Below are 26,379 nucleotides of genomic sequence, written 5' to 3'. Positions count from 1 at the left end.
TCGCTGACGGCGGGCCCCCAAAACCCTACCGTCACGCGTCGGCGATGGAATTAACCTTTTGTGTGACGTGATATCATGCACCATGACCGAGCACCCTGACCTCGTTGACCCGTCGCTCGGAGAGCAACTGGTGAGCGCCTGTCGGACGACGGTGGGTGATAGCCTCCGGAGCATCGTCTACTTCACGCCGGACGAGTACGAACAGATCTACCTCCGCTCGGATCTGGAGGCGGACGCCGACCTCACGGGCTGGGTCGAACACGAGGCCGCGGGGTTTCGAACACAGACAGCCTACGACGGCACCGAACTCGGCGCGTATCAGTACACGCTCCGGGTGTTCGAGAACGGCTTTGTCACGCGCGTCATCGAAGGGGACCACGGCGTGTTCGTGACGACTGACGGCATCACTGTCAGGCGTTCGAAGGAAGTGACGGAGGCTATCGGCGCGACGCTCAGCTGATCAGGCGAACAGCGCCGTGGCGGCGCTCTGTGCCGTCTCGACGACGGGGCCAAACGCCGGCAACAGCAGGAGCGTCCCGACGGCAGCAACCATCACCGCGGCGTAGAGGCCGACCGGCGTCGCACCGAGGTCGAACTCGCCAGTCGGGTCTTCGATCCACATCGCCTTCACCACTCGCGAGTAGTAGAACAGCGACAGTGCGCTGTTGATCGCGCCGACGGCGGCAAGCCACCAGAAGCCACCCTGGATTGCCTCGTAGAAGAGGGCGTACTTCGAGAGGAAGCCACCGAACGGCGGCAGGCCGGCGAGCGAGAACATGAACACCGTCATCGCCAGACAGGCGGCGGGTGCCCGGGTCGCCAGGCCGTTGTAATCCTCGAAGGTGCGCCCGACCTCCCAGTGTTCGACCATGGCGATGAACAGGAACGCGCCCGTGTTCATGAAGCCGTAGACGAGCAGGTGGGCCATGCTGGCGCCCATCACGTTGCCGTTGGGACCGCCACCCGAGAGGGCGGCGAGACCGATCAGGGCGTAGCCGGCGTGCCCGACCGAGGAGTACGCCAGCATCCGCTTGACGTTCTCCTGGGTCGCCGCCGCGAAGTTGCCGAGCGTCATCGTGACGACGGCGAGGATGGCAAAGAGCAGCGACCAGTCGATGCCCATCGGCACGACGGCGTCGAGTGGGAAGCCGACGGCAAAGACGCGGAAGGCGACGGCGAAGCCGGCCGCCTTCGAGGCCGACGACAGGAAGGCGCTGATCGGCGCGGGCGCGCCCTCGTAGGCCTCCGGCGCCCAGAAGTGGAAGGGCACCGACGCGGTCTTGAACGCGAAGCCACCGGCGATCATCACGATGCCCACGCCGGCGATGCCGACGAGGTCACCGGCCGAGCCGACGGCGCTCGCGACATCGGCGAGCAGGAGCGACCCTGTGGCCGCGTACACGAGCGAGATGCCGAACGTGAGCACCGCCGAGGAGACGGCACCGACGAGGAAGTACTTCAGTCCCGCCTCGACGCTTCCCCGGTTGTCCTTGAGGAAGGCGACGAGCGCGTACGAGGGTAGCGAGGCGAGTTCGAGGCTGATGAAGACCGTCGCCAGCGACCCCGACGAGCCCATGAGGCTCATGCCCGTGGCCGCCAGCAACACCAGGGAGTAAAACTCCGCCTGGTAGGTGCGGTCACGCAGGTAGTCGTAGCTCGCCAGCGACACCATGGCGACGACGCTGGCGACGACGACGGTGAAAAACAGGCTCAGGCCGTCGACGACCAGCGAACCGCCGTAGAGTTCGATGGCGCCGCCGCTTCCGGTCTGGCCGGTGCCCGCGAGCAGGAACCAGCCAGCGACGGCGAGCGTGGCGAGGCTGCCGAGCGTCGCGATGCCCGCAAGCGCCCCCGGTCGCGTCGAGTCCGGGTCGATACTGTCGACGAGCAACAGGACGAGCGCCGTCAGCCCGAGCAGGAGCGTCGGGGCGACGGCCGTCCAAGTCGGCAGTTGGGTCTGTAGTGGTGTCACGAGAGTTCACCTCCGAATTCGAGGAGGGGATCGACCGCGTTCTGGATCATCCCGAAGAAGAGGTCGGGAGCGACCCCGAGGACGATGATCGCCACGAGCAACACCGCGAGCGGTGCCGTCTCGCTGATCGGGGCCGGTCCGACCTCGTAGTCGGTCTCCAGACGGAACGCACCGAAGAGGGTCCGCTGCATCGCAAAGAGCAGGTACCCCGCGACGACGACGATGCCGAACATCGCGACGGCCGTGAACAGTGGCATGGCCGCGTGAACCGTCGACTCGAACGCGCCCTTGAAGATGAAGAACTCACCGGCAAAGCCGGCCATCAGGGGCAGACCCATGTACCCGAAGGCACCGGCGACCAAGATGCCGGTGGTGACCGGCATCCGGTCGGCCATCCCGGACATGTCGCCGACCATCCGGGTGTGGGTCGTGTTGTAGATGACACCGACCGCCATGAACATCAGCCCCGAGATGAGGCCGTGAGCGATCATCTGGAAGGTCGCCCCACCGACCCCGTAGGTCGTGTAGGCGATCAGCCCGAGAATGACATAGCCCATCGAGGACACCGACGAGTAGGCGACGATGCGCTTGAGATCCTGCTGGGCCAGTGCCAGCATCGCCCCGTAGATGACGCTGATCACCGCGATCAGGGCGATGGGAGCGGCGAACTGCGTCGCCGTCTCGGGGAGCATGGTGAAGTTGAACCGGAGCAGGGCGTAGGTCCCCATCTTCAGGAGGACGCCGGCCAGCATCACCGAGACCGGCGACGGCGCCTCGACGTGGGCGTCCGGCAGCCACGTGTGGAAGGGGACGATGGGCACCTTCACCGCGAAGCCGAGGAACATCGCCACGAAGGCGACGGTCCGCAGGGTCGCGGCGGGGATGCCGTACAGCGAGCCGAGTTCGCCCGCCCGCAACGCCCCGGCGATAGCCGGCATGTCCAGTGAGGACACCGAGTCGCCGAGACCGAAGACGAGGGCGATAAAGCCGATGAACATCGCCAGCGACGCGATGTTGGTGTAGACGAAGAACTTGATCGCGGCGTACTTCCGCCGCGGGCCACCCCAGACGCCGATGAGGAAGTACATCGGCAGGAGGACGGCCTCCCAGAAGACGAACCAGACGAAGAAATCGAGCGCCGTGAAGACACCCAGGAGGTTCGCCTCCATGAACAGCATCAGCCCGTAGAACTGCGACTGGCGGTCGTCGATGGACGCCCACGCGCTCACGACTGCGAGAGTCGTCAGTACCGTCGTCAGCACGACCAGCGGCAGGCCGATGCCGTCGACGCCGACGTGCCAGTTGAGCGTGTACCCGCCCAGTTCGAGCCACTGGACGGTCGTCTCGAACGCGGGGGTGCCGCCCGTGAGGGCGTTGCCCGTCGCGTCGAATCGACTCCACATGTAGAGGCTCCCCACGACGGGAAGCAGACTCAGCGTCGCCGCGAGGCGGCCGGCCCACGCGTTCGGGGCCAGCAACACGGCCATCGAGGCGACGAACGTGATGGCGATCAGCGCTTCGATTATCATACGAACCACCCTCCGAGAACCCCGAAGACCACAAGCAACGCCGTCAGCCCGAGGGTGAGGAGCGCGGCGTAGTTGCTCACGACGCCGGTCTGGATGCGGCGGATCCGGCTTCCGGCGAAGAGACTCACGCTAGAGACGCCGTTGACGACACCGTCGACGACGCCCTGATCGAACTTGTCGGCCAGCCGCGAGAGCGGCAGGACGACCGACGTGGCGATCCAGATCTGGTACTCGTCCTGGTAGTAGTTGTTGTACCAGAGGTCTTTCACGGCGCCCAGCTTCGCCGTGTGCTCCGTCGGCTCGGGCACGTTGTAGAGTACGTGCGCGAGGCCGGCACCGGCGAGCGCGAGCGCGAGTGACACCGCCCCGGCCACGTACGACGCCACGTCCGCGGACGTGTAGTGTGCGTAATCGTGGAGGAGTTCGCCGTAGTGTTCGGCGGTGAGCGCCGAAAGCTCGCCGTGGGCCAGCCAGTCGTGCAGGAATTCAAGATGGATCCCCGTCAGATCCTGGACCGGCACCATGTTGACGAACCCGATGGTGGCCGCGAGGATGCCGAGAACCACCAGCGGCCCCTTCACGTTCCAGCGCACCCCGTGTGGGTCGCGGGCCACCTCGGTCCGCGGTTCGCCGTGGAACGTCAGGAACACCATCCGGAAGGTGTAGAAGCCGGTGAAGAAGACGGCCACCAGTCCCATCGCGTAGCCGGCGAGGAGGAGCGGCGAGCCGCCGAGACCGTGGACGAGCGCCTCGTACAGCACCTCGTCCTTCGACCAGAAGCCGGCGAAGGGGACGATGCCCGCGAGGGCGAGCGACCCCGAGAGGAAGGTGTAGTAGGTGACGGGCATCCGCTCTTTGAGCCCGCCCATGTTCCACATATCCTCGTCGTGGTGCATGGCGATGATGACCGCACCGGCCCCGAGGAACAGCAGCGCCTTGAAGAAGGCGTGGGTCAGCAGGTGGAAGCTCGCGGCCACGTAGCCGCCGGCGCCCAGCCCCAGCATCATGTAGCCATACTGTGAGATGGTGGAGTAGGCGAGCACCTGCTTGATCTCCCGCTTGACGACGCCCATCGTCGCGGCGAAGAGGGCGGTGAAGCCCCCGACCAGCGCGATGATGCCGAGCGCCGTCGGCGAGAGCGCGTAGAAGCCGTACATCCGCGCGACCAGATAGACGCCGGCCGCGACCATCGTCGCGGCGTGGATGAGCGCGGAGACGGGCGTCGGACCTTCCATGGCGTCCGGAAGCCACGTATGCAGGGGGAACTGCGCGGACTTCCCGATGACGCCACCGAGGATCAGCAGGCCGAGAATCGTGAACCACGTCTCGGGCGCGAAGCCGAAGGTGGTCACCTCGGCGGCCGACCCCGCGAGGGCTTCCTCGGCGATGACCGGGAACGCCCCCTCGCCCGCGAACTTCGCGGTGCCGAAGGTGGCGAAGACGGCGACGACGCCGACGAGGAAGAAGTAGTCACCGAAGCGGGTGACCAGGAACGCCTTCTTCGCGGCGCTCGGCGGCCCCGAGTCCCGGAACCAGAAGCCGATCAGGAGATACGAGCAGAGACCGACCAGTTCGAAGAACATGAACGCCATCAACAGGTTGTCGGCGACGACGAACCCGAGCATGGAGGCGGTAAAGAGGCCGAGACCGGCGTAGTATCGCGGCAGGCCCGTCTCCCCCTCGTCGTTCATGTATCCGAGGCTGAACACGTGGACTAGGAGCGCGACCAGCGAGACGATGAGCAGCATCATCGCCGCGAGCGGGTCGAGCAGGAGGCCGAAGGTGAGCCGGGTCGTCTCCTCGCCGGCGCCCGCGACCCACGTGTAGAGCGTCTCGTTGTAGGCGTTGCCCGCGCTGACGGTCAGGAAGACCCACGCCGACAGCACGAGCGACCCCGCGGTGGCGGCGATGCCGCCGAAGGCCCCACCCTTGGGGAGGTACTTCCCTCCCGCGAGTGCCACGAGGAAAGAGAGGAAGGGCAGGAGAACGATGGCGGGCGCGTAGTCGAATGCTCCGACCATCTTACCACCTCATCCCCTTAGCCAGCGTCACGTCCACGTCGTCGAAGTTGCGGTACAGGACGAGGATGATCCCGATGCCGACGGCCACCTCGGCGGCGGCCAGCGCCATCGTGAACAGGCTAAACGTCTGCCCGGTGATGTTCCCCCAGTACGCCGAGAAGGCAACGAGGTTGATGTTGGCCGCGTTCAGCATCAACTCGACCGACATCAGGAACAACAGCGCGTTCTTCCGGGTCAGAATGCCGAACAGGCCGATACAGAACACGGCCGTCGCCAGCAGCAGATACCACTGAACCGGAACCATCAGTGGTCACCTCCGTCGTCGTCGGCGTCCGAATCGGACTCCGTGCCGTCGGTCAGCCGCTCGTGGACCTGCCGTCCGCCGTCAGCCAGGAGGGCAACTGCGCTGCCCTCTTCCTCACGTTTCGCCAACAGGATCGACCCATCAAGGGCCGCGTCCAGCGCGATGGCGATGACGATGAAGGCAACTAGGAAGCCCTCGCCGGGAACCGCCCCCATATCCAGGTTGAACATCGCGTAGCCGATGCTGGCGGTGATGCTTCCGTCCGACGGGAACCCTTGCGGGTCGCCGAACGAGGCCCGGAGGACGGCGACGGCGATGACGACGAAAAGGGCAACTGCTGCCAGACCGGGCAGCAGGTGCGACCCGACCCGCAGTTTTGGCTTCGTCGTCACGCCTCGCTCACCTCCGAGGGCTGTTCCGCTGTCGATTTGGTGAGCATCACGGCGAACGTGATGAGGATCAGGATCCCACCCACGTAGACGAGGACCTGCATGGCGGCGAGGAACTCCGCCTGTAACATCACGTAATGGACCGCGACGCTCAACAGGGCGCCACCTAAGAGGAGTGCGGAGTGCCACACGTCCTCGACGAGGACGACGCCCAGGCTGCACCCCAGCGTTACCAGGGAGAACAGCGCGAACGTAATCGTTTCATACACCATTGCTTGAATGTGCTCAAGGTATTCTTTTGAACGTTTCGAGACGGCACAGCGCCCACACGGCGCGGCCGTCCGGAACCTTACTGGTAGTCGATCTCCCCGTCGCCCTCACCGATCCACGCTCCCCGGTCGGGGTTCCGGGATTCGAGCGGGTCGATCCCCTTATACCAGGGGACGTTCTTCAACTGCTCTTTGTTGTAGACGAAGTCGTCTTTCGTGTCGGCGGTGAACTCGAAGTTCTGGGTGAGCAGGATGGCGTCCACCGGACACACCTCCTCGCAGAGTCGGCAGTAGATACACTGGCCGATGTGGAGGTTGTACTGTTCGCCGTTGCGCTGGTCGTCCTGGACGATCTGGATCGTGTCGTTCGGACAGACGTTCTCACACTGTCGACACCAGATACACCGCTCCTGGCTGAACTTGTGGACACCGCGGAACCGTGGACTCACTTCCGGCGCCACGTCGGGATATTCGACGGTGAACGTCTCCCCGTCCAGCGCGTGTTTCATCGTCGTCGCCATGCCTTTGAGGATTCCAATCATTACGCGATCACTCCCACGAGGATTGCCGTGAGCACGAGATTGGCGAAAGAGAGCACGAGCATGCCCTTCCAGCCCATCTCGATCAACTGGTCGATACGCACGCGCGGGACCGCCGACCGGGCCCACTGCGTGAACAGGAAGAACGCCCACATCTTGATGATCATCCAGACGAACCCGGGCAAGACCGGGCCAGCCGGGCCACCGAGGAACAGGACGGCGATCAGGGCACCGCCCAGGAAGATGTGGATGAACTCCCCGAGGTAGAACAGCACGAAGTAGACGCTGGAGTATTCGGTCTGGTATCCGGCGACAATCTCGGTCGGCGCCTCCGGAATGTCAAACGGATTCCGACCGATCTCCGCCAGGTTCGCCGCCACGAACAGAACGAACGCGAAGGGGTTGACGAAGGCGTACCAACTCGGGATCGACACGCCTCCGAGGGAGACGAGCGTCTCCGTCTGGGCGGCGACGATCTCGCTCGTCTGGAACGTGCCGGCGAAGATGATCACCGACGCCGCCGTGACGACTAGCGGAATCTCGTACGCGAGATTCTGTGCGATAGAACGCAGCGCGCCCAACAGCGAGTACTTGTTGTTCGAGGCGTAGCCGGCCATGACGAGGCTAAGCGACGCGATGGAGGCGGCGGCGAACGCGAAGACGATCCCCGTCTCGGGGTCGGCCAACTGCAGACCGCTCCCGAGGGGGATCACCGCGAAGCCGAGCAGCGCCGAGAACGGCAGGATGATCGGCGCGAGGTCCCAGGCCGGGCGGTCGACACCCTCCGGTACGATCAGCTCCTTCGAGAGCAGACGCACCGCGTCGGCGACGATGATCAGCAGGCCGAACGGGCCGATCCGGTTGACTGCGATCCGGTCGGTGAACGCGGCCGTGATCTTCCGTTTGGCCCACGGGCCGGCCAGCGCCGTCATGCCGAGCATGATGTTGGCGATGAGAAAGGCACCGAGTAGCCCGCCGACCACGTCACCGAGGGTCCCCGAGAGACCGAGCACACCGGAAATCGTCTCGGGGAGTGTCGCTATGGGACCACCAGCCGACGCGTTGGCTGTCGCGTTCGCCGTCGCGTTCGCGGTCCCGGTCGGCGTCCCCGACTGGAGGAAGACCCCGTCCATCAGCGATCCACCTCGCCGAGCACGATATCGAGGCTACCGAGCGACGCGATCAGGTCGGGGATGTACTCCCCGTTCGACATCTCCGGAAGCGTCTGGAGGTTCGAGAAACACGGGCTCCGGATCTTGAACCGGGCGGGCTTCTCGGTCCCGTCCGCTCGGACGTAGATGCCGAGTTCGCCTTTCGCGCCCTCGACGGCACGGTAGATTTCGGTGTCGTCGTCCGGCCGGATGGTCCGCGGGACGTTCGACTGAATCGTCCGCTCGTCCTCGGGCCAGTCTTCCAGCAGGTCGACGCACTGTTCGATGATCTTCGCGGACTCCTCCACCTCACGCAGGCGGACGAGCAGGCGGCTGTAGTTGTCACAGCCGTCCTCAACGGCGACGTTCCAGTCGAGTTCGTCGTAGTAGCCGTACGGATCGTCACGCCGCAGGTCGTAATCGACGCCCGACCCGCGAGCGACCGGCCCCGTGGCCCCGTAGCTCTTGGCCACCTCCGGTGGCAGGACGCCCGTGTCGACGGTGCGGACCTGCAGGATCTCGTTGGCCGAGATCATGTCGTGGTACTCCTCGAGGGCCTCCGGCAGGTCGTCGAGGAAGTCCCGGATCATCTCGAAGAAGTCCTCGCGAGGCTCGGGCAGGTCCCAGACGACCCCACCGAGCCGGAAGTAATTGAACATGAGCCGCTGGCCCGTGAGCTCTTCGAGGATGTTCTGGACCTTCTCGCGGTCCCGGACGGCGTACATGAAGATGGCGGTGAAGTCGCCGTAGACGTCCAGCGCGAAGGTGCCGACCGCGAGCATGTGGGCCGCGATCCGACAGAGTTCGGCCCCCATCGTCCGGATGACCTGTGCGTACTCGGGCACCTCGATGTCCGCGAGGTCCTCGGCGACGCGGGCGTAGGCCCACTCGTTCAGCAGGCCGGCGGAGATGTAGTCCCACCGGTCCGGATAGGGCATGATCTGGTAGCGGTAGGTGCCCTGCTGGCAGATCTGCTCCTCACACCGATGGAGATAGCCGATGTCCGACTCCACGTCGACCACCTGTTCGCCGTCGAGCACGGTCTTGAGGTGGAGCACGCCGTGGGTCGCCGGATGGTGCGGGCCGATGTTGAGGAACATCGTATCGTCCTCGTCGCCCTCGTGGTCCTCCTGGAGCGGGTTGGCGTGCTCTCGCAGGGGGACGACCTGTGGCCGATCCTGGTCGTAGTCCCGAGAGAGCGGGTGACCCTGCCACGTCTCGGGCAGGAGGATGCGACGGAGGTCCGGGTGGTCGTCGTAGTCGATGCCGACCAGATCGTAGGCCTCGCGTTCGTGCCACTCGGCGGTGCGATAGACCGGTTCCGCGGACTCGCTGACGGGGTTGTCGGTCGGCGTCGGGACGACGACGCTCACCTCGTCGGTGGGGTCGTCGTACTTCTTGAGGTGGTAGATGGACTCGTAGCGGTCCTCGTACTCCTGTGCGGTGACACAGGAGAGGTGATCGAACCCGGCCTCGTCGCGGAGACGAAAGAGGGTGTCCTGTACCTGGTCGGGACGGACGACGAATCCCGGCGCGTTGAGGTGGTCGTCTCGGTCGAGGACCAGATCACCCAGCAGAGCCTCGATTTCCTCGGCCGTCGTCACGCCCGTATCGACCGTGTCCGGGGTTGATTCTTCCAGACTCATGGCGAGTCAGCCCAGTTGTACCGCATGACGAGGTCGTCCTCGTCGATTTCGTCGGCGAGTTTGTCGACCACTTCGTCCTGGTCGAGGTCGCTGAACTGTTCGAGTTCGTAGGGCTTGACCGTCACCGGCGAACTCTCGCCGTTGGCGATCCGCTCCTGGAGTTTGGCGACGCCGTAGATCAGCGCCTCCGGCCGGGGCGGACAGCCGGGGACGTGGATGTCGACCGGAATGACTTCCTCGGCCCCCTTGACGACGTTGTACCCCTCCTGGAACGGTCCCCCGGAGATGGTACACGACCCCATGCCGACGACGAACTTGGGTTCGGGCATCTGGTCGTAGACGCGCTTCATCCGCGGGGCGAACTTCGAGACGATGGTCCCCGGGACGATGATCACGTCCGCCTGTCGCGGTGACGCGCGCGGCACACCGGCCCCGAAGCGGTCAAGGTCGTGTTTGACCGCGTAGGTGTGCATCATCTCGATGCTACAGCAGGCGATACCGAACTGTAGCATGAACATCGAGGAGCCCCGGACCCACTCCATGAACCGGTCGAACTTCGTGAGGATGAACGGCGACGAGCCGAACGCCTCCCGAAGCTTCGAGTTGAATCGGTTGTCAGTTCCCGACGCCCCGATGCGGGCGTCGCGGGTGTCGCTTCCTACCTGGCTCGTGTCGGTGACGAATCGTTCTTGTTCGCTACTCATGATTGTCTCTCGGTCTTACGGCGGGACGCACGCGGACTCTTGATCCATTCGACCGCACCGTTGCGCCAGGCCCAGCCAAGCCCGACGACGAGGACGCCGATAAACACCAGCATCGGTGCGAGAACCTGGCCGAGCGTGGCGCCCTGTTCCAGCGCGGACCGATAGATCAGCGTCCACGGGAAGATCAGGACGGTTTCCACGTCGAAGACGAGGAACAGCAGCGCGACCATGTAGTACTGGATGTTGAACTGGACGTGCGCCGTGCCCGTCGGCACCTCGCCGCTCTCGTATACTACGGTCTTTCCCTGTTCGGACACGCTCGGCCGCAGGAGTGCCGACACCACCATCATGGCGATGGGGATGCCGACGCCCATGACTCCGAGCGCACCGATTGCTATCCACTGATTCATACCTTGATTCCTGTCATCTCGGGGGTTAGGAGTGCTCCCCCATAAGCGTTGATTTATGCCGTCCGGTGTTGTCAGTCGGTTTTACGGCCGTATACGGGCGTTTCACGCCCTGTCGCGGCGGCCGCGTCGGCCTATTCGTGGCGATTCCGGAACCCGTCGATCCCCCGGTCGTGGAGGCCCCGCGAAACCTCGGCCACGCCCGACCGCAGGTCGTCGTGTTCGGTTTCGAGGCGTTCGATCAGGTCCGCGTGTTCGCGCGCGAGGATCTGAACCGCCGACAGCGCCGCGTTGTAGGACTTCCCGGCGTCGACGGCGACGATGGGCGCGCCCGTCGGCATCCCGATCACCGAATCCACCGACTTCTCCTGGACCGGCACGCCGATCACCGGCAGCGGGTACGCGATGGACGCGGTCATGTTCGGCAGGTCCGCGGACTTCCCGCCCGCGCCCGCGATGATCACGTCGAGACCGCGGTCGGCGGCCGTCTCGCCGTAGGCGTACATCAGGTCCGGTGTGCGGTGTGCGGAGACGACGTAGCTCTCGAAGGTAAAGCGGGCCTCTGGCGGGTCGTCGTAGTTGGTCTGCTCTGCGAATCCCAGTTCCTGCAGGGCATCGTAGGCCCCGGCCATGGTGTCGAGATCGGAGTCTGACCCCATGATAATCCCGACTTCGGGGGTCGTCTCGGAGTCGCGGTCGGCCGCGGCCTGTGCGTGCAGATCGTCGATGAGGTCGTCGATTCCGGTCATCGGAAGGTGAGGTCGTCGCGCAGTTCGCGTGCCGATGCGAGCAGATCGTCACGGGTCGTGTCGCCGCCCTCGTCGGTGAGTGTCACGTGGCCCATCTTTCGGAGCGGCCGCACCTGATCTTTGCCGTACCAGTGCAGGTGCGCCGCCTCGTGGGAGAGGACCGCCTCGACGTCCGCGAGTTCGGCGGGGCGCTCCTCGTCGGTGGTGCCGAGGACGTTCGCGCTCACGGTCGGGGCCCGCTGTCGGGTCGACCCCAGCGGCCACCCGAGCACCGCGCGGGCGTGCTGTTCGAACTGCGAGGTGACCGCGCCCTCGATGCTCCAGTGTCCGGAGTTGTGCGGGCGGGGCGCGATTTCGTTGACCAGGATCTCGCCGTCCGTCTCGAACAGTTCGATCCCGAACACGCCGCGACCGTCGAGGGCGTCGAGAACGTCGCGAGCGACGGCTTGGGCGCGCTCTTTCACCGCGTCGCTCGTGCGCGCGGGGACGACCGTCTCCCGCAGAATCTCCGCCTCGTGGACGTTCTCGCCGACGGGGAAGGTCCGCACCTCGCCGTCGCCCTGGACGCCGATCACGGAAACCTCGCGCTCGAAGTCGACGAGGGTCTCGGCGAGGGCGGCCGGGTTCTCGGCCGTTCCAACGGCCTCGCGGAGCGCATTCTCGGCGTCGTCGGCCGCGTGAACCGGGACGTTGCCGCGGCCGTCGTAGCCACCCTCACGGGCCTTCAGCATGACGCCGCCGAACTCCTCGACGGCAGCCTCCAGATCGGCCACAGAGTCGACCCGGCGGTAGGCGGGGACGGGGATGCCCGCCGCGCTCAGCATCTCCTTTTCGGCGAACTTGTCCTGAATCGTCCGTAGTGTCTCGGGCGCCGGCTGGACCGGGACGCCGGCCTCAGCGCTCGCGCTCGCCAGGTGATCCGGGTCAGCGAGTTCGATTTCGTAGGTCAGAGCGTCCGTCCGCTCGGCCAGTCGGCCAATCGCCTCGGGGTCGTCGAAGTCGCCGACGATCTGATCGCGCGCGACGGGCGCGGCCGGGCAGTCCGGCGTCGGATCGAGGACGACAGTCTCGACGCCGAGGGGCGCGGCCGCCTCGGCGAGCATCCGGCCGAGCTGGCCGCCGCCGACGACGCCCAGCGTCGGGCCTGGAACGGTGATCGACATGGCTAGCCGTGGTTCCGAGCCGCGCTTAAACGTTGTCACACCGGACGCGTGTCGGGTCGTCCCCGCTGCTCTCGGGTCGGTCGTCCCGAACGTTCCACCACTCCCGTCAGTCGTGTCTGAAACACCGCTTCCCGGTGAACGCCATCGCCATGTCGTGGTCGTCCGCGGCGGCGATCACGTCCTCGTCGTTGACCGAGCCACCGGGCTGGATCACGGCTTCGACCCCTGCCTCGGCGGCCTCCTCCACGCCGTCGGGGAACGGGAAGAAGGCGTCCGAAGCCATCACCGCGCCCTCGGCGTCCTTTCCCTCGGCGTGTTCGTCGGCCTTCATCGCCGCCAAGCGCACGGCGTCGACTCGGCTGACCTGCCCCATGCCGATGCCGACCGTCTCGGTCCCCGACGCAAAGAGAATCCCATTCGACTTGACGTGTTTCAGCGTGCGCCACGCGAACAGCATGGTCTCGACTTCCTCGTCGGTCGGGTCGCGGTCGGTGACCACCTCCAGATCCTCGCGGGTCGGTGCCCAGTCGTCGCGTTCCTGCACCAGTCGCCCACCGGTCAGTGGCTTTTCGGACAGCGCCGCCGTCCGGTCGCCGAGCGACCCCACGTCGAGCACTCGGAGATTCTCCGTTGCGGTCAGGACATCGAGAGCGCCGTCGGTGTAGCCGGGAGCGACGACGACTTCCTTGAACGACTCGACGATGGCGTCGGCGGTGGCGGCGTCACAGGGGCGGTTGAGTGCGACGATGCCGCCGAAGGCGCTCATGGCGTCCGTCGAAAGCGCGTCGTCGTAGGCCGCCGCGAGCGAGTCGGCGGTCGCACACCCCGCGGGGTTGGTGTGTTTGATGACCGCCGCCGCGGGGTCGTCGAACTCCCGGATCAGATCGAGGGCGGCGTCGGCGTCGTTGTAGTTGTTGTACGACAGCGCCTTGGCGCCCTCGTTCAACTGCGGGGCGCCGACGACGCTGGCCTCGTCGCTCGCGACGTCGGCGTAGAGGGCGGCGTCCTGATGCGGGTTCTCGCCGTAGCGCAGGGTTCGCCGTCGGTCGTCGGAGACGACACGGCGGGCCGGGAACTGCCCCGCCTCGTCGCCCTCGACGGTGACGCCGTCGTCGTCGTCGACAGTGACACGGCCCTCGGCGAACCACTCGACTGCGCGGGGGTAGGCCTTGAACTCCGCCTCGTGGAGAACTCGTCGTTTCAGGGCGTCGGCGTCGTCGCCCTCGTGGACCGGCACCGCCTCCTGGGTGACGATCGGGCCGGCGTCGAGTTCCGCGGTGGCGACGTGGACGGTACACCCGGTCGTGCGGACGCCCGCCGCGAGCGCCTGTTCGTGGGCGTCCTCGCCGCGGAAGGCGGGGAGAAGCGACGGGTGGACGTTGAGCGTCGTCGGCAGGTCGTCGAGCAGGTCCTCCGAGAGGACGCGCATGTAGCCGTCCATACAGACGAGGTCGAACTCGTAGTCGTCGAGGCGGGCGCGAAGCCGCGACTCGTGGTCCGCCCGCGACTCGTCGTCGCCGCGCTCGACCACCTCGGTCGGGATTCCCCGGTCGGCGGCCGACGACAGGACCGGCGCCGAGCCGTCGTCGGTGCAAACGACGGCCACCTCGCTATCGCCGGGCGCCAGATCCGCGATGTGCATCAGGTTCCGTCCGCGATTACCCGCGAGACCCGCGATTCGGAGCATAGTCGTGGGAGGCCCGCGCGTGGGAAAAACAGTTGCGACTCCTCAGGCAGGGGACCGGTACGCTTTTGCGTCACCCACGGGCAGTGCCGAACATGACCGATCTGCCACGGAGCGACCCGCTCGCGGCCGTCTCGCCCCTCGACGGGCGCTACGCGGGATACACCGAACCTCTCGTGCCGTACGCGAGCGAGTCGGCACTCATGCGGGCGCGGGTGCGCGTCGAAGTCGAGTATCTGCTCGCACTCGCCGACCTCGGCGCGACCCCTCTCGCCGTCGACGACGGAACCCGGGAGACGCTCCGGGACTGTTACGAGTCGTTCGACGCCGCGGACGCCCGATTGATCAAGCGCCTTGAGACCGAGGGTGCCGAGGGGTACGCCGCGACCAACCACGACGTGAAGGCCGTGGAGTATTTCCTCCGGACCCGCACCGACGAGTCGCTGCACCCCTGGATTCACTTCGGGCTGACCAGCGAAGACGTGAACAACCTCGCGAACCGACTGCTGGTGAAGCCGGCCATCGAGACGGTGCTGCTCCCCGCACTCGCAGACGTGCGCGAGGAGTTGACGACGATGGCTCACGACTACGGCGACACACCGATGCTCGCCCGAACCCATGGCCAGCCCGCGACGCCGACCACCTTCGGCAAGGAGATGGCGGTGTACGCCGCCCGTCTCGGGCAGACGGTGGGCCGCGTGCGAGCGGCGGCCGACGACCTCTCGGGCAAACTGGCCGGCGCCTCCGGCACCTACGCCGCCCACGTCGCTGCCTACCCGGACGTCGACTGGCAGGGGTTCGCCCGCGACTTTGTCACCAGCCTTGGCCTAGACCACACGCCGCTCGCGACGCAGGTCAACCCCTGTGACGACCTCGCGGCGCTGTTCGACGCGCTCCGCGGCGTCAACGACGTCCTTCTCGACCTGGATCGGGACGCGTGGCTCTACGTCTCCGACCGATATCTCGGTCAGGAGGCCGTCGCGGGCGAGACGGGGTCGTCGACGATGCCACATAAGGTGAACCCTATCGACTTCGAGAACAGCGAAGGAAACCTCTCGAAGGCCAACGCGGACCTGACCTTCCTCGCTGACTACGTGACCACCTCCCGCCTCCAGCGCGACCTCTCTGACTCGACGGTCAAGCGCAACGTGGGCGCGGCGCTCGCTCACTGTCTCATCGGCTACCGCAAGGCCGAGACCGGACTCGGGAAGGTCGTTCCGAACGAACAGGTGATGGCCGAGGAACTGGCGGCGACCCCCGAGATTATCGGCGAGGCAGTCCAGACGATTCTCCGGCGCGAGGGCGACACCGCGGCCTACGAACGGGTGAAGGAGTTGACCCGCGGCGAGCGCGTGACACTCGCGGACTTCCGGACACTGTTCGACGACCTCGAGGTCGAGGAGTCGGTCCGAGCGGAACTGCGGGCGCTCACACCCGCGGGGTACACGGGGCTGGCGGCGTCGCTCGCCGAGGAGTAGCCGCCCCGGTCACCGAGGCCCCAAGACTTATGTTAAATCTGACGTGATTTTTCGTCGGTATGCCCGAGTGCCAGAACTGTGGCGCCTTCGTCACTCGTGATTACGCCCGGGTGTTCACGCCGAACGGGGTCGAGGAACCACGCGTCTGTCCCCGCTGTGAGGATATGGTCCGTGACGGCGCCGACGTTCGCGACGCCCGCTCTCCCCGCAACTCCTAGTCCCCGGAGTGGAAGGGGCGGGAGTCGAACCACGCGAAGCCACGCGCCGACCGGATGGTCGACAACCCCGTCGACCGCCCTCGGCGGACGGCGACGGCGTGTGCTCTACCACTGAGCCACCCTTCCACGCTGGCGTACGCCGACGAGTCACTAATACGCACCGACACGGACGCCGCCGGTCGCATCCTCACGCCGCTCCGTCGGCAGTGCCGGACGGCAGCGTGAGGGTGACGACGCTCCCCTCGGTGTCGTCCCCGTCGAACGACACCTCGCCGCCCGCAGCGGTGACGATCCAGTGGACCAGCCAGAAGCCGAGGCCGCTTCCGTGTTCGAGGGGCGTCTCGCTCCCTCGCCGCAACACCGCCCGCTCGGCGTCGGGAATCCCGGAGCCGTTGTCCTTCACCCGGACGTGCGTGGCCTCGCCGGCGGCTTCCACGCACAAGCAGACCCACGGCTGTTCGGCGTCGTTGTGTTCGACGGCGTTTTGGAGTAGGTTCTCGACGGCGATGACGAGGAGTTTTGCGCTCGGAACGACTGCCGTCGTCGACGACGGGATGTCCGATTCGACGACGACATCGGGACGACACTGGCGCAGGCGGTCCAGTGCCGGTTCGAGGTGGTCCCGAAGGACGACCCGCTCGGTCGTGTCGCCGATGTCGTCGGCCGTCTCGACTAGCAGTCGGACCTGTGATCCCAGTTCGATCAGATCCTCGGCCGTCGCGCTGATCCGCTCGCTGGCGGCGATGACGTCCGGGTCGTCGTAGGTCCGAAGCTCCCTGGCCCACCCCGAGATGATGTTCATCCGGTTGCGGAGGTTGTGCCGCAACACCCGGTTGGCTATCGTCAGACGCTTCTCGTACCGGTGACGGTCCGTCACGTCCCGATACCGGAGGACGTAGCCGACCACACGGTCGTGAGAGTCCAACAGGGTCGAGCAGGTCACGTCGTAGACGTGTTGCTGTCGGTCGACGACGGCCGTCAGAGTCGTCCCGTCGAGCGCCGTGGGTGTCGCCACGTCGCTCCCTTCGGGGAGGTGGTCTTGCAGCGGTCGGCCCTCAACTGGGTCGTCGAGCAACCGCGCCACGGTTGGATTGAACATGACGATCCGTTCGTCCTCGTCGAGGACGACGAACCCGTCATCGGCGTCCTCGACAATCCGTCGTCTCGCGACCGGGACGCGTTCCAGCAGGTCGAACCGAAACAGCGCCAGCCCGAAACAGGGGCCCGTGATCACGAACGCGAACGGCGTAAAGTCGACCGGCGGGAGCGACCCCCACTGCAGTCCGAGCGAGAATGTCGCGTTCGCGACCAGCGGCGGAATCGCACCCACCACCAGTAATCCAGCCTGGGTGCGATACAGCGTCGACCGGAGCGTCGCAAGCGTGAGCACGCCGAACCCGACCGGCGTCACGACGTAGGAGTACGCGATGTGGAGCAGATAGCCCGGGCCGAACGTCAGATCGAGGGCGTGGAGCGTGCCAGCGGTGACGAGCGACGCCTCGTGCCAGACGAGGCTATGAGACGGGTTCGTGAGCGTCAACAGGCCGAAAAGCGCCGGCTCGAGGAGGAGAACCGCCAGCACCGGGCGGGTGAGCCAGGCGTCACGGTTGGCGTACTGAACCGCGAAGAGAAACCAGAGCGTCGGCACCGGCCCACCGACGGCCAAAGCAACACGCTGCCAGGCAAGTTGCGCGTCGAGGGTCGTGAACCCGAGTTGAACCGCGTAGACGAGTGTCCACGCACCGAGCGCCGCGATGAGGGTGAGAAACGCCTTAGCTCCGGGTTCGGGTCGGTGTCGCCATCCTACGGCGGCGATGACGAAAAATAGCGCCGCCGCGGCGATGCCGACGACGGTGTACAGCGTCGGATCCCAAGCCACGTTCAGAGAAACACGGGACGAGGGGATAAGCTTGCCGTGGCGATTACTGGAAGCCGATGCGACCGCCGCTTCCGCGCTCGGCGAAGCTCTCCCCGCCGCCGCCTTTGAACTGCTCTTCGATGCGCTCGTAGTAGTCCATGATCTCGTCGGTGATCGTCGGGCGGACGTTCTCCATTGCCTGTCGGAAGTGGCGCATGTCCACGTCCTCGGCTTCGTCGTCCTCGCGGAGCGCGACCATCGCCGCCTCGCGGGCGATACTCTCCAGGTCCGAGCCGACGTAGCCGTCGGTGATCTCCGCGACTTCGCGCAGGCTCACGTCGGGGGCGAGCGGCGAGTCCTGGGTGTGGATCTTCAGGATCTGCTCACGACCCTCCTGTTCAGGTTCGCCGATGAACACGAGGCGGTCGAACCGCCCCGAGCGGAGGAGCGCGGGGTCGATCATATCGGGTCGGTTGGTCGCGCCGATGACCATCACGTTGCCCATCTCCTCTAACCCGTCGAGTTCCGTCAGGAGTTGGTTGACGACACGCTCGGAGACGTTGTTGCCGACCTCGTTGCCCCGGGAGGGCGCCAGCGAGTCGAGTTCGTCGAAGAAGATGACCGTCGGCGCCACCTGCCGGGCCTTCCGGAAGGTCTGCCGGATCGCCTTCTCGCTTTCCCCGACCCACTTCGAGAGGAGTTGCGGGCCGCGCACGCTGATGAAGTTGGCGTTGGTCTCGTTGGCGACGGCCTTCGCCATCAGCGTCTTGCCCGTCCCCGGTGGCCCGTACAGGAGGACGCCCTTCGGGGGTTCGATCCCCATGCGGTCGAACTTCTCGGGCGAGGAGAGCGGCCACTCGACAGCCTCCTTGACGTTCTGTTTGGGCTCCTCTAACCCTCCCACGTCGTCCCACGTGATCTTCGGGAGTTCGACCAGCACCTCCCGCATCGCAGACGGTTCGACTTCGTTGAGTGCGCCGCCGAAGTCGTCGTCCTTGACGATCATGCGGTCGATGAGGCTCGGCGGAATGTCCTCCTCGTCTAAGTCAATCTCGGGGAGGTAGCGCCGCAGCGCCTTCATCGCGGCTTCCTTTGTGAGGCTCTCGATGTCGGCACCGACGAAGCCGTGGGTCTCGTCGGCGAGGTGATCGAGGCTCACGTCGTCCGAGAGCGGCATCCCGCGGGTGTGGATCTGGAGGATCTCCTTGCGCCCCGCTTCGTCGGGGACGCCGATCTCGATCTCGCGGTCGAACCGGCCGGGGCGACGGAGCGCGGGGTCGACGCTGTCGACGCGGTTGGTCGCCGCGATGACGATGACCTGGCCTCGCGTCTCCAGTCCGTCCATCATCGTCAGCAACTGCGCCACCACGCGGCGTTCGACCTCGCCGGTCACGTCCTCACGTTTCGGCGCGATGGAGTCGAGTTCGTCGATGAAGATGATCGACGGCGACTCGTCTTTGGCGTCCTCGAAGATTTCGCGCAACTGCTGTTCGGACTCACCGTAGTATTTCGAGATGATCTCCGGGCCCGCGATGGAGAAGAAACTCGCGGACGTCTCGTTGGCGACGGCCTTGGCGAGGAGGGTCTTCCCCGTCCCCGGCGGGCCGTGCAGAAGGACACCCTGCGGGGGTTCGATCCCCAACTTCTTGAAGATCTGCGGGTGTTTCATCGGGAGTTCGACCATCTCCCGGACCCGCTGGATCTCGCTTTGCAGGCCGCCGATGTCCTCGTACGTGATGCCGCCGCCGGTCTTCTCGAACCCCGAAATCGGCTCCTCGCGGAGTTCGACCTCGGTGTCCTCGGTGACCAAACAGACGCCGTCCGGCTCGGTTTCGACGGCGATCAGCGGGATGGCCTGCCCTGGCGACCGCATGAATGGGTGGTTCGTACTCGACATGACGGGGACGATGTCGCGTTCGACCACCGGTCGCTTGAGAATCTGCCGTTTGACCATCCCGGCGGCGTCCGAGCCGAACTGGACGCTCGCCTCCTCCGGCGGCGCGAGGACGAGTTTCTCGGCTTTCGTCGCCTCGGCCTTGCGGATGGTGACGCGTTCGCCGATCCCCACATCGGCGTTCTGGCGCGTGAACCCGTCGATCCGGACGGTGTCCGTGTTCCAGTCCTGTCTGTCGGCACGCCACACCTTCGCGGCCGTTGTCTCGGCCCCTTCGATTTCGATGATATCACCCGGCGACAGCTTCAGGTGAAGCAACGTATCGGGGTCCAGTCTGGCGATACCGCGTCCCGAGTCGTTCGGGTACGCTTTCGCCACTTCGAGTTGCACTTCGTTCATGATGTACCCGCGAGGATGGTCGTGACTGAGCGATGATGCGGGATAAGTTTGTTGTTACCCGGGGTCTCGGGCGCCGATTTCACGGCAGACTGTGACATATTGTAGCATACGTCGTGACGGTACAAACCCTTGCCGATCCCGGAACGGTCGCAAGCCGTTTGACCGTCGAACCCGAGCGAGCGGATATGCACACGCTCGCGTTCGACGGCCGTATGGGGGCGAGCGGCGACATGCTCCTCGGAGCCTTGATCGCCGCCGGCGCCGATCCGGCCGCGCTCGACCCCGTCGAGGCGGAACTCGGCATCCGCTATCGCGTGGGGTCGACGACGAAAGCCGGCATCGACGCGACGGCTGTCGACGTGTTCCTCGACGAGGGGAACGGTAGCCCGGAGCAAGAGGATCGGACTGATCACGACCACGACCACGACGCTCACAGCCACGACCACAGCCACGCACACACACACGCCGAGGGGGCCGGTCCCGCTCGCACGTATCCCGAAGTCGTCACTGTCGTCGAGGCGATGCACCTCCCGTCCGCCGTCGAGCGCGACGCTCTCGCGGTCTTTCGCCGCCTCGGCGAGGCGGAGGCAGCGGTCCACGGCACCGACCTCGACAACACCCACTTCCACGAGGTGGGGACCGACGACGCCATCGCGGACGTGGTGGGTGTCTGCCTCCTCGTCGCCGACCTCGGCGTCGAGCGAATCGTGACGACGCCCGTCGCGGTCGGCGGCGGGACCGTCTCCATGAGCCACGGCGTCTACCCGGTTCCGGTGCCCGCGGTGACGGAACTCGTCGCCGACGCCGACTGGACGATTCGCGGTGGTCCCGTCGACCGCGAACTCCTCACGCCGACCGGGGCGGCGATTCTCACGGAACTCGCCGACGGCGTTGAGCGACTCCCCGACCTCGCCGTCGACTCTCTGGGGTACGGTGCTGGGGATGCAGACGTGCCCGACCACCCGAACGTCCTCCGGGCACTCGTGGGCGATGGGGGCGGCGGCCTCCGCCAGGAGTCGATCACCGTCCTCGAAACCAGCCTCGACGACGCCACGCCGGAGGTTCTCGGCGGGCTTCAGGAGACACTCACCGAGGTGGGTGCCCTCGATGTGTCGATCCTGCCGGCGACGATGAAGAAGTCGCGACCGGGCCACCTGGTCAAGGTGGTCGTCGACCCGGCGGACGCCGAGCGGGTGGCCCGCCGCCTCGCCGAGGAGACGGGGACGCTCGGCGTCCGTGAGGGGAGCGCCGGGCACCGCTGGGTCGCCGACCGGACGTTCGAGACGGCGACCCTGCAGGTGGACGGCGACGCATACGACGTGGGTGTGAAGGTGGCGACCGACGCCGACGGGACCGTCTACGACGTGAGCGCCGAGTACGACGACGCGCTCGCGGTCGCCGGCACGGCCGATCTCCCGGTCCGCACCGTGTTGCGGCGGGCCGAAGCGGCGATCCGGGAGCGGTGAGCGACACCGGTTCGCGCCGCGTCGAGCACTCCGCACAGAACACGTGCCACTTCGGACACCGGGTGGTGGGCGGCCGGCCTCGCCCGCGCCGATGCCTTCGGTGCGACCGGTGCTGACGATGGGACAGGCAGGGTGACTGATCGACCCCGAGAGAGGCGGTAGCGCGTCTAGCCGCGGTGTTCGTCCAGCGCCTCCTCGACGGTCAAGTCGCCGACGGCGACCCGGCGGGCGAGCGCGTCGTCGATGGTCCGGTCGTCGGTCGAGATGCGGCGGGAGCGATCCTTGATCCGCTGGAGTTCGCCGGCCGTGGGTTCGATCTCTCGGGAGTCGACCCGTTCGCCCTCCAAGCGAGCGATGTTGACCGCGGCGAGGACGTCGCCCATCCCCCGAGCGCCGGTCCCGAGGTAGGGGGTCGTCCCCGTCTCGTCGACGAGTTCCACCGTCACCTCGTCGAGGTCGTCGACGAGTCGGGCGCCTTGGATGCGAGCGCCGTCGCCGATCCGGACCAGCGGATCGACCGCGTCCGCGACCTCCCGGCGGATCACGCTCACGGCGTCCGAGAGGGGGACGTGGAAGGCGGCGACGACCGTCTCGCCGGCGAGGACGGCGATGCCCGGACGGGTGCCGGGATCGACCCCGACGACCGTTCGGCCCTCGCCGCCGCGCAAGAGCGCGAGTGCCTCGTCGACGGCGCGTCTGGCCTCCTCGGCCGTCGCGGTGACGTGCTCGGCGTCGTCGCCGAGGTCGACCGTGTCGTCCGGCGCCGTGACGACGACCGACGCCGCGTCGGGGAGGTCGGCGTCGGGTTCGACCGTGGTGAACGCCACGCCGCGCTCCCGGAGGAGGTCGACGACCTCGTGGTACAGTTCGAAGTCCGCGGTGGCGACGACGATCACAACCGACCTTCGACGCCGCGGTGGTAAAACGTGTCGCGGTCCCACCCGCGCCGCGGTGTCGAGGGTTTATGCCACGGAACGACCCATGGGGAGTGTGTCCGAGTCAGCGCCAGCGCCAGTTCCGACCGGCTGCCCCCCGCTCGATGACCTCCTGGGCGGCGGCTTCGAGCGCGGCACCGTCACCCAGTTGTACGGGCCGCCGGCCGCCGGCAAGACGAACCTCTCGCTGTCGGCGGCCGTCCAGGCCGCTGCCACCGGCGGGACCGCGGTGTACATCGACACCGAGGGACTGTCGGTCGAGCGGTTCCGACAGCTCGCGGCGGGCGTGGCCGAGGACGACGCGGACCTGGAGGCGATCACCTCCCGCATCGTCGTCACCGAGGTCCACGACTTCGCCGAACAGGAGGAAGCCGTCCGCGACGCCGCCGACTTCGCACCGCGCGCGGAGTTGGTCGTCCTCGACAGCGCAACGGGATTTTACCGGCTCGAGCGCCGCGACGACGACAAGGGCGAGACGCTCCGGCGAGTGGGCCGGCAGGTGACCCACCTGCTGTCGCTCGCGAGAAAACACAACCTCGCTGTCGTCGTCACCAATCAGGTGTTCACCGACCCCGAGGCCGACCGAACGCGGGCGCTCGGCGGGCACACGCTCAACCACTGGACGGGGACGGTCGTCCGCCTAGATCGGTTCCGCGGCGGCAACCGTCGGGCGACGCTGGAGAAACACCGGTCGAAGCCCGCCGGCGAAACCGCAACCTTCCGCATCACCGGCGACGGACTGGCCGCGGGCGAGGAAAGCCTATAGCTCGCCGAGTTTCCGGAGCAACTGGCCGCGGTACTGCTCGTCGGCCCGGAGTCCCTTGAGTTCGAGGACGTTGCGCTCGAGCGTGTCGGCGGCGACGTGGAAGGCGTGGTCGGCGCCGTACCCCTCGCCGGAGCCGGCGATCTGCCCGTGATTGGTCCGCAGGCGGATCTGACACTGAATCAGCGGCGTCCCGCGGAGTTTCTCCTTGTGCTCGTGGAAGCGCACGTGCGCGTGGTGGACCTGCATCTTCTGGTACTTGTCCGCCACGTCGGTGATGCCCTCGACAATCTCCTCGCGGGTGATGGTGTCGAGCAGAGCGACGTTGGTGATCTGGACGTCCATCTGTCCCTCCTCGGTGAAGGTGAGCGCACGAAGCACGTCGGTCTTGGTGAGCACGCCCGCCACGGTCTCGTCGTCCGCCTCGGTCGGCGTGACCACCAGGCCGGACACGTCGTTGTCGAGCATCGTCCGCACGGCGTCTTCGACGGTTTCGTCGGCGGTCGTCGTCAGCACCGGACTGGTCATCAGGTCGTAGACGGGCAGATCGAGCATCCGGTCGAGGTCACCGCGGCGGTCACCGCGACCCTGCCGGTCGGCGTCGCGAACGACGAAATCGACGATGTCGTGCGTGGTCAACACGCCGGCGAGCGAGTTCTCGTCGTCGACGACGGGCAGGCGCGAGATGCCGTGTTCGCGCAGTCGGTTGATTGCTTGGCCGACGTGGGCCTTCTCGCCGATGGTCATCACGTCGTCGGTCTGAATCTGCTCGACGGTCAGCGCGTCGAGGCTGTCGAGGACCGCCTCCAGAATGGCGTCGGCCGTGATGATTCCCCAAAGCTTCTCGCCCTCGTAGACGGGCGCCACCTTGGTACCCCCCTCGACGAGCACCCGGGCGACCTCCCGGACGTCCTCCGTGCGGTCGACCTGCGGCGCGGACTTCATCAGCACGTCGGCTTTGGTGTCGTCCTCGATCCGGGAGCGGACCAAGTCGCGTTCGCCGATGACGCCGGCGTACTCGCCGTCCCGAGTGACGATGAGTCCCTTGGGGTTCTCGCGCTCGAAGATCGAACGGACCTTCCCTAGGCGTTCGCCCGCGTCGACTTCGATGTATTCGGGAGTGGCAATATCGGAGATATCCATAGCTACACGTGGATCATCCGGTGGCTTGAAAGTTGTTTCTTTAGTGTGAAACCCTGACAGACGGTGTCGTCACTCACGATGTCACTCGTATCGAGGCTATGAGGTCGTTCCCTACGCAACTAGTGTGTGGGCGACGGCGACCCGCCGGACTCGGCCATCCGCCAGACAGTGAGCGCACCCGTCACGCCGAGGCCGACCGCAAGAGCAAACAGGACGCCGTAGGTGCCGGTGGTGGCGACCAGTTCCCCGGCCAACACAGGTGCGAGAAACGACCCCAGCCACCCGGCAACACTCGCGAGTGAGACGGCCGTCCCGGCGGCGCTGGGCTCGACGAACTCCTGGATCGACTGGTACATGAGTCCGATCTGAAGTTGGATGAACACGCCGGCGAGAACCAGCATCGCGACCAGCGCCGCAATCGTCGTGCTGTAGAACATGGCGACCGCCAACACGGTTGCCCCGACGAACGAGGTGGCGAACACGGGCCGCCGTCGTCGGGCCAACAGTCGATCCGAGAGCCACCCGCCGGTGGGTCGAGCGAGGACCCCGACCGCGGGAAACAGCGCGACGAACGCCCCACTCTCCGCCAGCGAAACACCGAACCGACCCGTGATGTACGTCGGCATCCACGAGTTGAACACCATATACAGCGAGTAGCCGAGAATCGTCACGGCGACGACCATCCACACGTTCCGATTCCTTAGCACGCGCTTGAACCCGCTCACCGATATCGGGGCCGTCGACGCCCGGGACCGCGAGAACCGTCCGACCACGGCGTAGAGTGCGAGCGACAACAGCAGCGCCGCGCCGCCGAAGACGGGGAACACCCCCGGCCAGTCGATGACCCCGGCGAGCCGTGGCGCACCGAGTTGCCCGAGCGCGTATCCGGCAGGGTAGCCCGAGATGATCACTGACGTCGCCGTCGCTCGCCTGTCCGGCGGGAACGTGCTCGACGCGGTGTTGATACTGACCACCCACAGGACGAACATCCCGATACCGGCGAACAGCCGTGACGCGATCAACAGCGGCACGATTCTCTCGCTTGCGGCGAACCAGTCGCCGAGACTGCCGACGAAGAGGACGGCCGCGGCGGCCGGAACCGCCGCGCGCGTGTCGATACGGTCGAGATAGAGGCCGACGGGAATCCCGATCACCGTCGCGGTGACCTGTGGCATCGAGACGAGCGCAGCGGCCGTGGTCTCGGTGACACCGAGGTCGGCCATCACCACCGTGAGGAGACTGGCCGGAGTGATCAGATACGCACCGACGGCCAGGAGCAGCAACCAGGCAACCACGAGAGTCGTGACCCGCCAGACCGACCCCTCGGCGAGGCCACCGTCACCGACCAGTCCATCCAACACAGGACTACTTGCCCGAGTCCGAGAATAATCCTACCGGTTACCGCATGGGCACGGCACGTTCGTCGCTGTGCGTTGCTCAGAAGAGGGTATTGCACACTGGCGGCCTCCGGCGATGCAACTCGCCGGTAGAAAACGAAAGTGGGTTGGGGCGGAATTGAACCGCCGGCCTCCTCCATGTCAAGGAGGTGTCATAACCGGACTAGACCACCAACCCGGACAGTGCGTGCGTTTCGTCGCATCACTACGTACCGGTGGCCGGTAATTGAACCTTTCGGAACGCCAGCCGGCGGGGCGATTTCGAGGGAATTATACGCCGGCGTCGGGGCCGGCGCGGATC

The 26,379-nt window shown here is 66.4% G+C and carries 24 protein-coding genes and 2 tRNA genes; 5 read left to right on the top strand and 21 right to left on the bottom strand.

The window, feature by feature from the left end:
* The first annotated feature begins 82 nt into the window (after nucleotides 1-82).
* Nucleotides 83-460, top strand: coding sequence for a DUF7522 family protein (locus tag NO878_RS03005; RefSeq protein ID WP_256404475.1), 378 nt, complete (start codon nucleotides 83-85; stop codon nucleotides 458-460).
* Here the strand turns inward: NO878_RS03005 and NO878_RS03000 are convergent, their stop codons facing one another.
* The 14 genes from NO878_RS03000 to purN form a co-directional block, all read right to left on the bottom strand.
* Nucleotides 461-1,972, bottom strand: coding sequence for an NADH-quinone oxidoreductase subunit N (locus NO878_RS03000; protein ID WP_256404474.1), 1,512 nt, complete (start codon nucleotides 1,970-1,972; stop codon nucleotides 461-463).
* The gene (locus NO878_RS02995; RefSeq protein WP_256404473.1) at nucleotides 1,969-3,501 is read right to left on the bottom strand and encodes a complex I subunit 4 family protein; all 1,533 of its coding nucleotides are present in this window, start codon (nucleotides 3,499-3,501) and stop codon (nucleotides 1,969-1,971) included. The genes NO878_RS03000 and NO878_RS02995 overlap by 4 nt, the downstream gene beginning before the upstream one ends.
* Nucleotides 3,498-5,522: an NADH-quinone oxidoreductase subunit L gene (gene nuoL / locus NO878_RS02990; protein WP_256404472.1), complete on the bottom strand. Its 2,025-nt coding sequence runs from the start codon at nucleotides 5,520-5,522 to the stop codon at nucleotides 3,498-3,500. The genes NO878_RS02995 and nuoL overlap by 4 nt, the downstream gene beginning before the upstream one ends.
* 1 nt (nucleotide 5,523) lies before the next feature.
* On the bottom strand, nucleotides 5,524-5,826 hold the full coding sequence (gene nuoK, locus NO878_RS02985) for an NADH-quinone oxidoreductase subunit NuoK (RefSeq protein WP_256404471.1): 303 nt from the start codon (nucleotides 5,824-5,826) through the stop codon (nucleotides 5,524-5,526).
* Nucleotides 5,826-6,218: a proton-conducting membrane transporter gene (locus NO878_RS02980; protein ID WP_256404470.1), complete on the bottom strand. Its 393-nt coding sequence runs from the start codon at nucleotides 6,216-6,218 to the stop codon at nucleotides 5,826-5,828. Before NO878_RS02980 ends, nuoK begins: the two co-directional genes overlap by 1 nt.
* Complete coding sequence (locus NO878_RS02975) at nucleotides 6,215-6,487, bottom strand: NADH-quinone oxidoreductase subunit J (RefSeq protein ID WP_256404469.1); 273 nt, start codon at nucleotides 6,485-6,487, stop codon at nucleotides 6,215-6,217. Before NO878_RS02975 ends, NO878_RS02980 begins: the two co-directional genes overlap by 4 nt.
* Before the next feature lie 77 nt (nucleotides 6,488-6,564).
* Complete coding sequence (locus NO878_RS02970) at nucleotides 6,565-7,026, bottom strand: NuoI/complex I 23 kDa subunit family protein (protein WP_256404468.1); 462 nt, start codon at nucleotides 7,024-7,026, stop codon at nucleotides 6,565-6,567.
* The gene (locus NO878_RS02965) at nucleotides 7,026-8,156 is read right to left on the bottom strand and encodes a complex I subunit 1/NuoH family protein (RefSeq protein WP_256404467.1); all 1,131 of its coding nucleotides are present in this window, start codon (nucleotides 8,154-8,156) and stop codon (nucleotides 7,026-7,028) included. Before NO878_RS02965 ends, NO878_RS02970 begins: the two co-directional genes overlap by 1 nt.
* Complete coding sequence (locus NO878_RS02960; protein WP_256404466.1) at nucleotides 8,156-9,820, bottom strand: NADH-quinone oxidoreductase subunit D; 1,665 nt, start codon at nucleotides 9,818-9,820, stop codon at nucleotides 8,156-8,158. The genes NO878_RS02965 and NO878_RS02960 overlap by 1 nt, the downstream gene beginning before the upstream one ends.
* Nucleotides 9,817-10,524 (bottom strand): NADH-quinone oxidoreductase subunit B, encoded by a 708-nt coding sequence (locus NO878_RS02955; protein ID WP_256404465.1) that lies wholly within the window; start codon nucleotides 10,522-10,524, stop codon nucleotides 9,817-9,819. The genes NO878_RS02960 and NO878_RS02955 overlap by 4 nt, the downstream gene beginning before the upstream one ends.
* Entirely contained in the window at nucleotides 10,521-10,934 is a 414-nt protein-coding gene (locus tag NO878_RS02950; RefSeq protein ID WP_256404464.1) for an NADH-quinone oxidoreductase subunit A, read from the bottom strand. Before NO878_RS02950 ends, NO878_RS02955 begins: the two co-directional genes overlap by 4 nt.
* A gap of 131 nt (nucleotides 10,935-11,065) precedes the next feature.
* Nucleotides 11,066-11,680, bottom strand: coding sequence for a 5-(carboxyamino)imidazole ribonucleotide mutase (gene purE, locus NO878_RS02945; RefSeq protein ID WP_256404463.1), 615 nt, complete (start codon nucleotides 11,678-11,680; stop codon nucleotides 11,066-11,068).
* Nucleotides 11,677-12,843, bottom strand: a complete 1,167-nt coding sequence (locus NO878_RS02940) for a 5-(carboxyamino)imidazole ribonucleotide synthase (RefSeq protein ID WP_256404462.1) — start codon at nucleotides 12,841-12,843, stop codon at nucleotides 11,677-11,679. The genes purE and NO878_RS02940 overlap by 4 nt, the downstream gene beginning before the upstream one ends.
* A gap of 106 nt (nucleotides 12,844-12,949) precedes the next feature.
* Nucleotides 12,950-14,530: a phosphoribosylglycinamide formyltransferase gene (purN, locus tag NO878_RS02935; RefSeq protein ID WP_256404461.1), complete on the bottom strand. Its 1,581-nt coding sequence runs from the start codon at nucleotides 14,528-14,530 to the stop codon at nucleotides 12,950-12,952.
* A 92-nt stretch (nucleotides 14,531-14,622) separates the two neighbouring features.
* Here purN and purB point away from each other — a divergent pair, with 92 nt between their 5' ends.
* A complete protein-coding gene (purB, locus tag NO878_RS02930; protein WP_256404460.1) occupies nucleotides 14,623-16,005 on the top strand; it encodes an adenylosuccinate lyase in 1,383 nt (460 codons plus the stop codon).
* A 59-nt stretch (nucleotides 16,006-16,064) separates the two neighbouring features.
* Complete coding sequence (locus NO878_RS02925) at nucleotides 16,065-16,223, top strand: DUF7563 family protein (protein ID WP_256404459.1); 159 nt, start codon at nucleotides 16,065-16,067, stop codon at nucleotides 16,221-16,223.
* A gap of 9 nt (nucleotides 16,224-16,232) precedes the next feature.
* Here the strand turns inward: NO878_RS02925 and NO878_RS02920 are convergent.
* The 3 genes from NO878_RS02920 to NO878_RS02910 all read right to left on the bottom strand — a co-directional run bounded on the left by NO878_RS02920 (nucleotide 16,233) and on the right by NO878_RS02910 (nucleotide 20,374).
* Nucleotides 16,233-16,349 (bottom strand) — tRNA-OTHER (locus NO878_RS02920).
* A gap of 61 nt (nucleotides 16,350-16,410) precedes the next feature.
* Complete coding sequence (locus NO878_RS02915; protein ID WP_256404458.1) at nucleotides 16,411-18,102, bottom strand: histidine kinase N-terminal 7TM domain-containing protein; 1,692 nt, start codon at nucleotides 18,100-18,102, stop codon at nucleotides 16,411-16,413.
* 43 nt (nucleotides 18,103-18,145) lie between these two features.
* Nucleotides 18,146-20,374 carry a CDC48 family AAA ATPase gene (locus NO878_RS02910; RefSeq protein ID WP_256404457.1) on the bottom strand — a complete coding sequence of 743 codons (2,229 nt, stop codon included), beginning with the start codon at nucleotides 20,372-20,374 and terminating at the stop codon, nucleotides 18,146-18,148.
* A gap of 185 nt (nucleotides 20,375-20,559) precedes the next feature.
* Between NO878_RS02910 and larC the strand changes: the two genes are divergently transcribed.
* Nucleotides 20,560-21,840 carry a nickel pincer cofactor biosynthesis protein LarC gene (gene larC / locus NO878_RS02905; RefSeq protein ID WP_256404456.1) on the top strand — a complete coding sequence of 427 codons (1,281 nt, stop codon included), beginning with the start codon at nucleotides 20,560-20,562 and terminating at the stop codon, nucleotides 21,838-21,840.
* 167 nt (nucleotides 21,841-22,007) lie between these two features.
* Here larC and NO878_RS02900 read toward each other — a convergent pair whose 3' ends face one another.
* Nucleotides 22,008-22,736 (bottom strand): hypothetical protein, encoded by a 729-nt coding sequence (locus tag NO878_RS02900; protein ID WP_256404455.1) that lies wholly within the window; start codon nucleotides 22,734-22,736, stop codon nucleotides 22,008-22,010.
* Between the two features lie 85 nt (nucleotides 22,737-22,821).
* On the opposite strand from NO878_RS02900, the gene radB reads away from it, so the two are divergent.
* On the top strand, nucleotides 22,822-23,541 hold the full coding sequence (gene radB / locus NO878_RS02895; protein ID WP_379823834.1) for a DNA repair and recombination protein RadB: 720 nt from the start codon (nucleotides 22,822-22,824) through the stop codon (nucleotides 23,539-23,541).
* On the opposite strand, the gene NO878_RS02890 is transcribed toward radB, so the two are convergent.
* The 3 genes from NO878_RS02890 to NO878_RS02880 all read right to left on the bottom strand — a co-directional run bounded on the left by NO878_RS02890 (nucleotide 23,536) and on the right by NO878_RS02880 (nucleotide 26,256).
* On the bottom strand, nucleotides 23,536-24,681 hold the full coding sequence (locus NO878_RS02890) for a CBS domain-containing protein (RefSeq protein ID WP_256404453.1): 1,146 nt from the start codon (nucleotides 24,679-24,681) through the stop codon (nucleotides 23,536-23,538). The genes radB and NO878_RS02890 overlap by 6 nt on opposite strands.
* A 119-nt stretch (nucleotides 24,682-24,800) precedes the next feature.
* Complete coding sequence (locus tag NO878_RS02885) at nucleotides 24,801-26,042, bottom strand: MFS transporter (RefSeq protein ID WP_256404452.1); 1,242 nt, start codon at nucleotides 26,040-26,042, stop codon at nucleotides 24,801-24,803.
* Nucleotides 26,043-26,181: 139 nt separating this feature from the next.
* Nucleotides 26,182-26,256, bottom strand: a tRNA-Val gene (locus tag NO878_RS02880).
* Nucleotides 26,257-26,379 lie beyond the last annotated feature (123 nt).

The organism is Haloplanus ruber, assembly GCF_024494725.1.
GTDB lineage: Archaea > Halobacteriota > Halobacteria > Halobacteriales > Haloferacaceae > Haloplanus > Haloplanus ruber.
The sequence above is the reverse complement of the archived record's forward strand: the minus strand, read 5'-3'. Positions and strand labels throughout refer to the sequence as shown.

Coding starts and splice junctions, on each gene's coding strand:
- NO878_RS03005 (WP_256404475.1), top strand. CDS start 83: ATGACCGAGCACCCTGACCTCGTTGACCCGTCGCTCGGAGAGCAACTG.
- NO878_RS02995 (WP_256404473.1), bottom strand. CDS start 3,501: ATGATAATCGAAGCGCTGATCGCCATCACGTTCGTCGCCTCGATGGCC.
- nuoL (WP_256404472.1), bottom strand. CDS start 5,522: ATGGTCGGAGCATTCGACTACGCGCCCGCCATCGTTCTCCTGCCCTTC.
- nuoK (WP_256404471.1), bottom strand. CDS start 5,826: ATGGTTCCGGTTCAGTGGTATCTGCTGCTGGCGACGGCCGTGTTCTGT.
- NO878_RS02975 (WP_256404469.1), bottom strand. CDS start 6,487: ATGGTGTATGAAACGATTACGTTCGCGCTGTTCTCCCTGGTAACGCTG.
- NO878_RS02970 (WP_256404468.1), bottom strand. CDS start 7,026: ATGATTGGAATCCTCAAAGGCATGGCGACGACGATGAAACACGCGCTG.
- NO878_RS02965 (WP_256404467.1), bottom strand. CDS start 8,156: ATGGACGGGGTCTTCCTCCAGTCGGGGACGCCGACCGGGACCGCGAAC.
- NO878_RS02960 (WP_256404466.1), bottom strand. CDS start 9,820: ATGAGTCTGGAAGAATCAACCCCGGACACGGTCGATACGGGCGTGACG.
- NO878_RS02955 (WP_256404465.1), bottom strand. CDS start 10,524: ATGAGTAGCGAACAAGAACGATTCGTCACCGACACGAGCCAGGTAGGA.
- NO878_RS02950 (WP_256404464.1), bottom strand. CDS start 10,934: ATGAATCAGTGGATAGCAATCGGTGCGCTCGGAGTCATGGGCGTCGGC.
- purE (WP_256404463.1), bottom strand. CDS start 11,680: ATGACCGGAATCGACGACCTCATCGACGATCTGCACGCACAGGCCGCG.
- NO878_RS02940 (WP_256404462.1), bottom strand. CDS start 12,843: ATGTCGATCACCGTTCCAGGCCCGACGCTGGGCGTCGTCGGCGGCGGC.
- purN (WP_256404461.1), bottom strand. CDS start 14,530: ATGCTCCGAATCGCGGGTCTCGCGGGTAATCGCGGACGGAACCTGATG.
- purB (WP_256404460.1), top strand. CDS start 14,623: ATGACCGATCTGCCACGGAGCGACCCGCTCGCGGCCGTCTCGCCCCTC.
- NO878_RS02925 (WP_256404459.1), top strand. CDS start 16,065: ATGCCCGAGTGCCAGAACTGTGGCGCCTTCGTCACTCGTGATTACGCC.
- NO878_RS02910 (WP_256404457.1), bottom strand. CDS start 20,374: ATGAACGAAGTGCAACTCGAAGTGGCGAAAGCGTACCCGAACGACTCG.
- larC (WP_256404456.1), top strand. CDS start 20,560: ATGCACACGCTCGCGTTCGACGGCCGTATGGGGGCGAGCGGCGACATG.
- radB (WP_379823834.1), top strand. CDS start 22,822: ATGGGGAGTGTGTCCGAGTCAGCGCCAGCGCCAGTTCCGACCGGCTGC.
- NO878_RS02890 (WP_256404453.1), bottom strand. CDS start 24,681: ATGGATATCTCCGATATTGCCACTCCCGAATACATCGAAGTCGACGCG.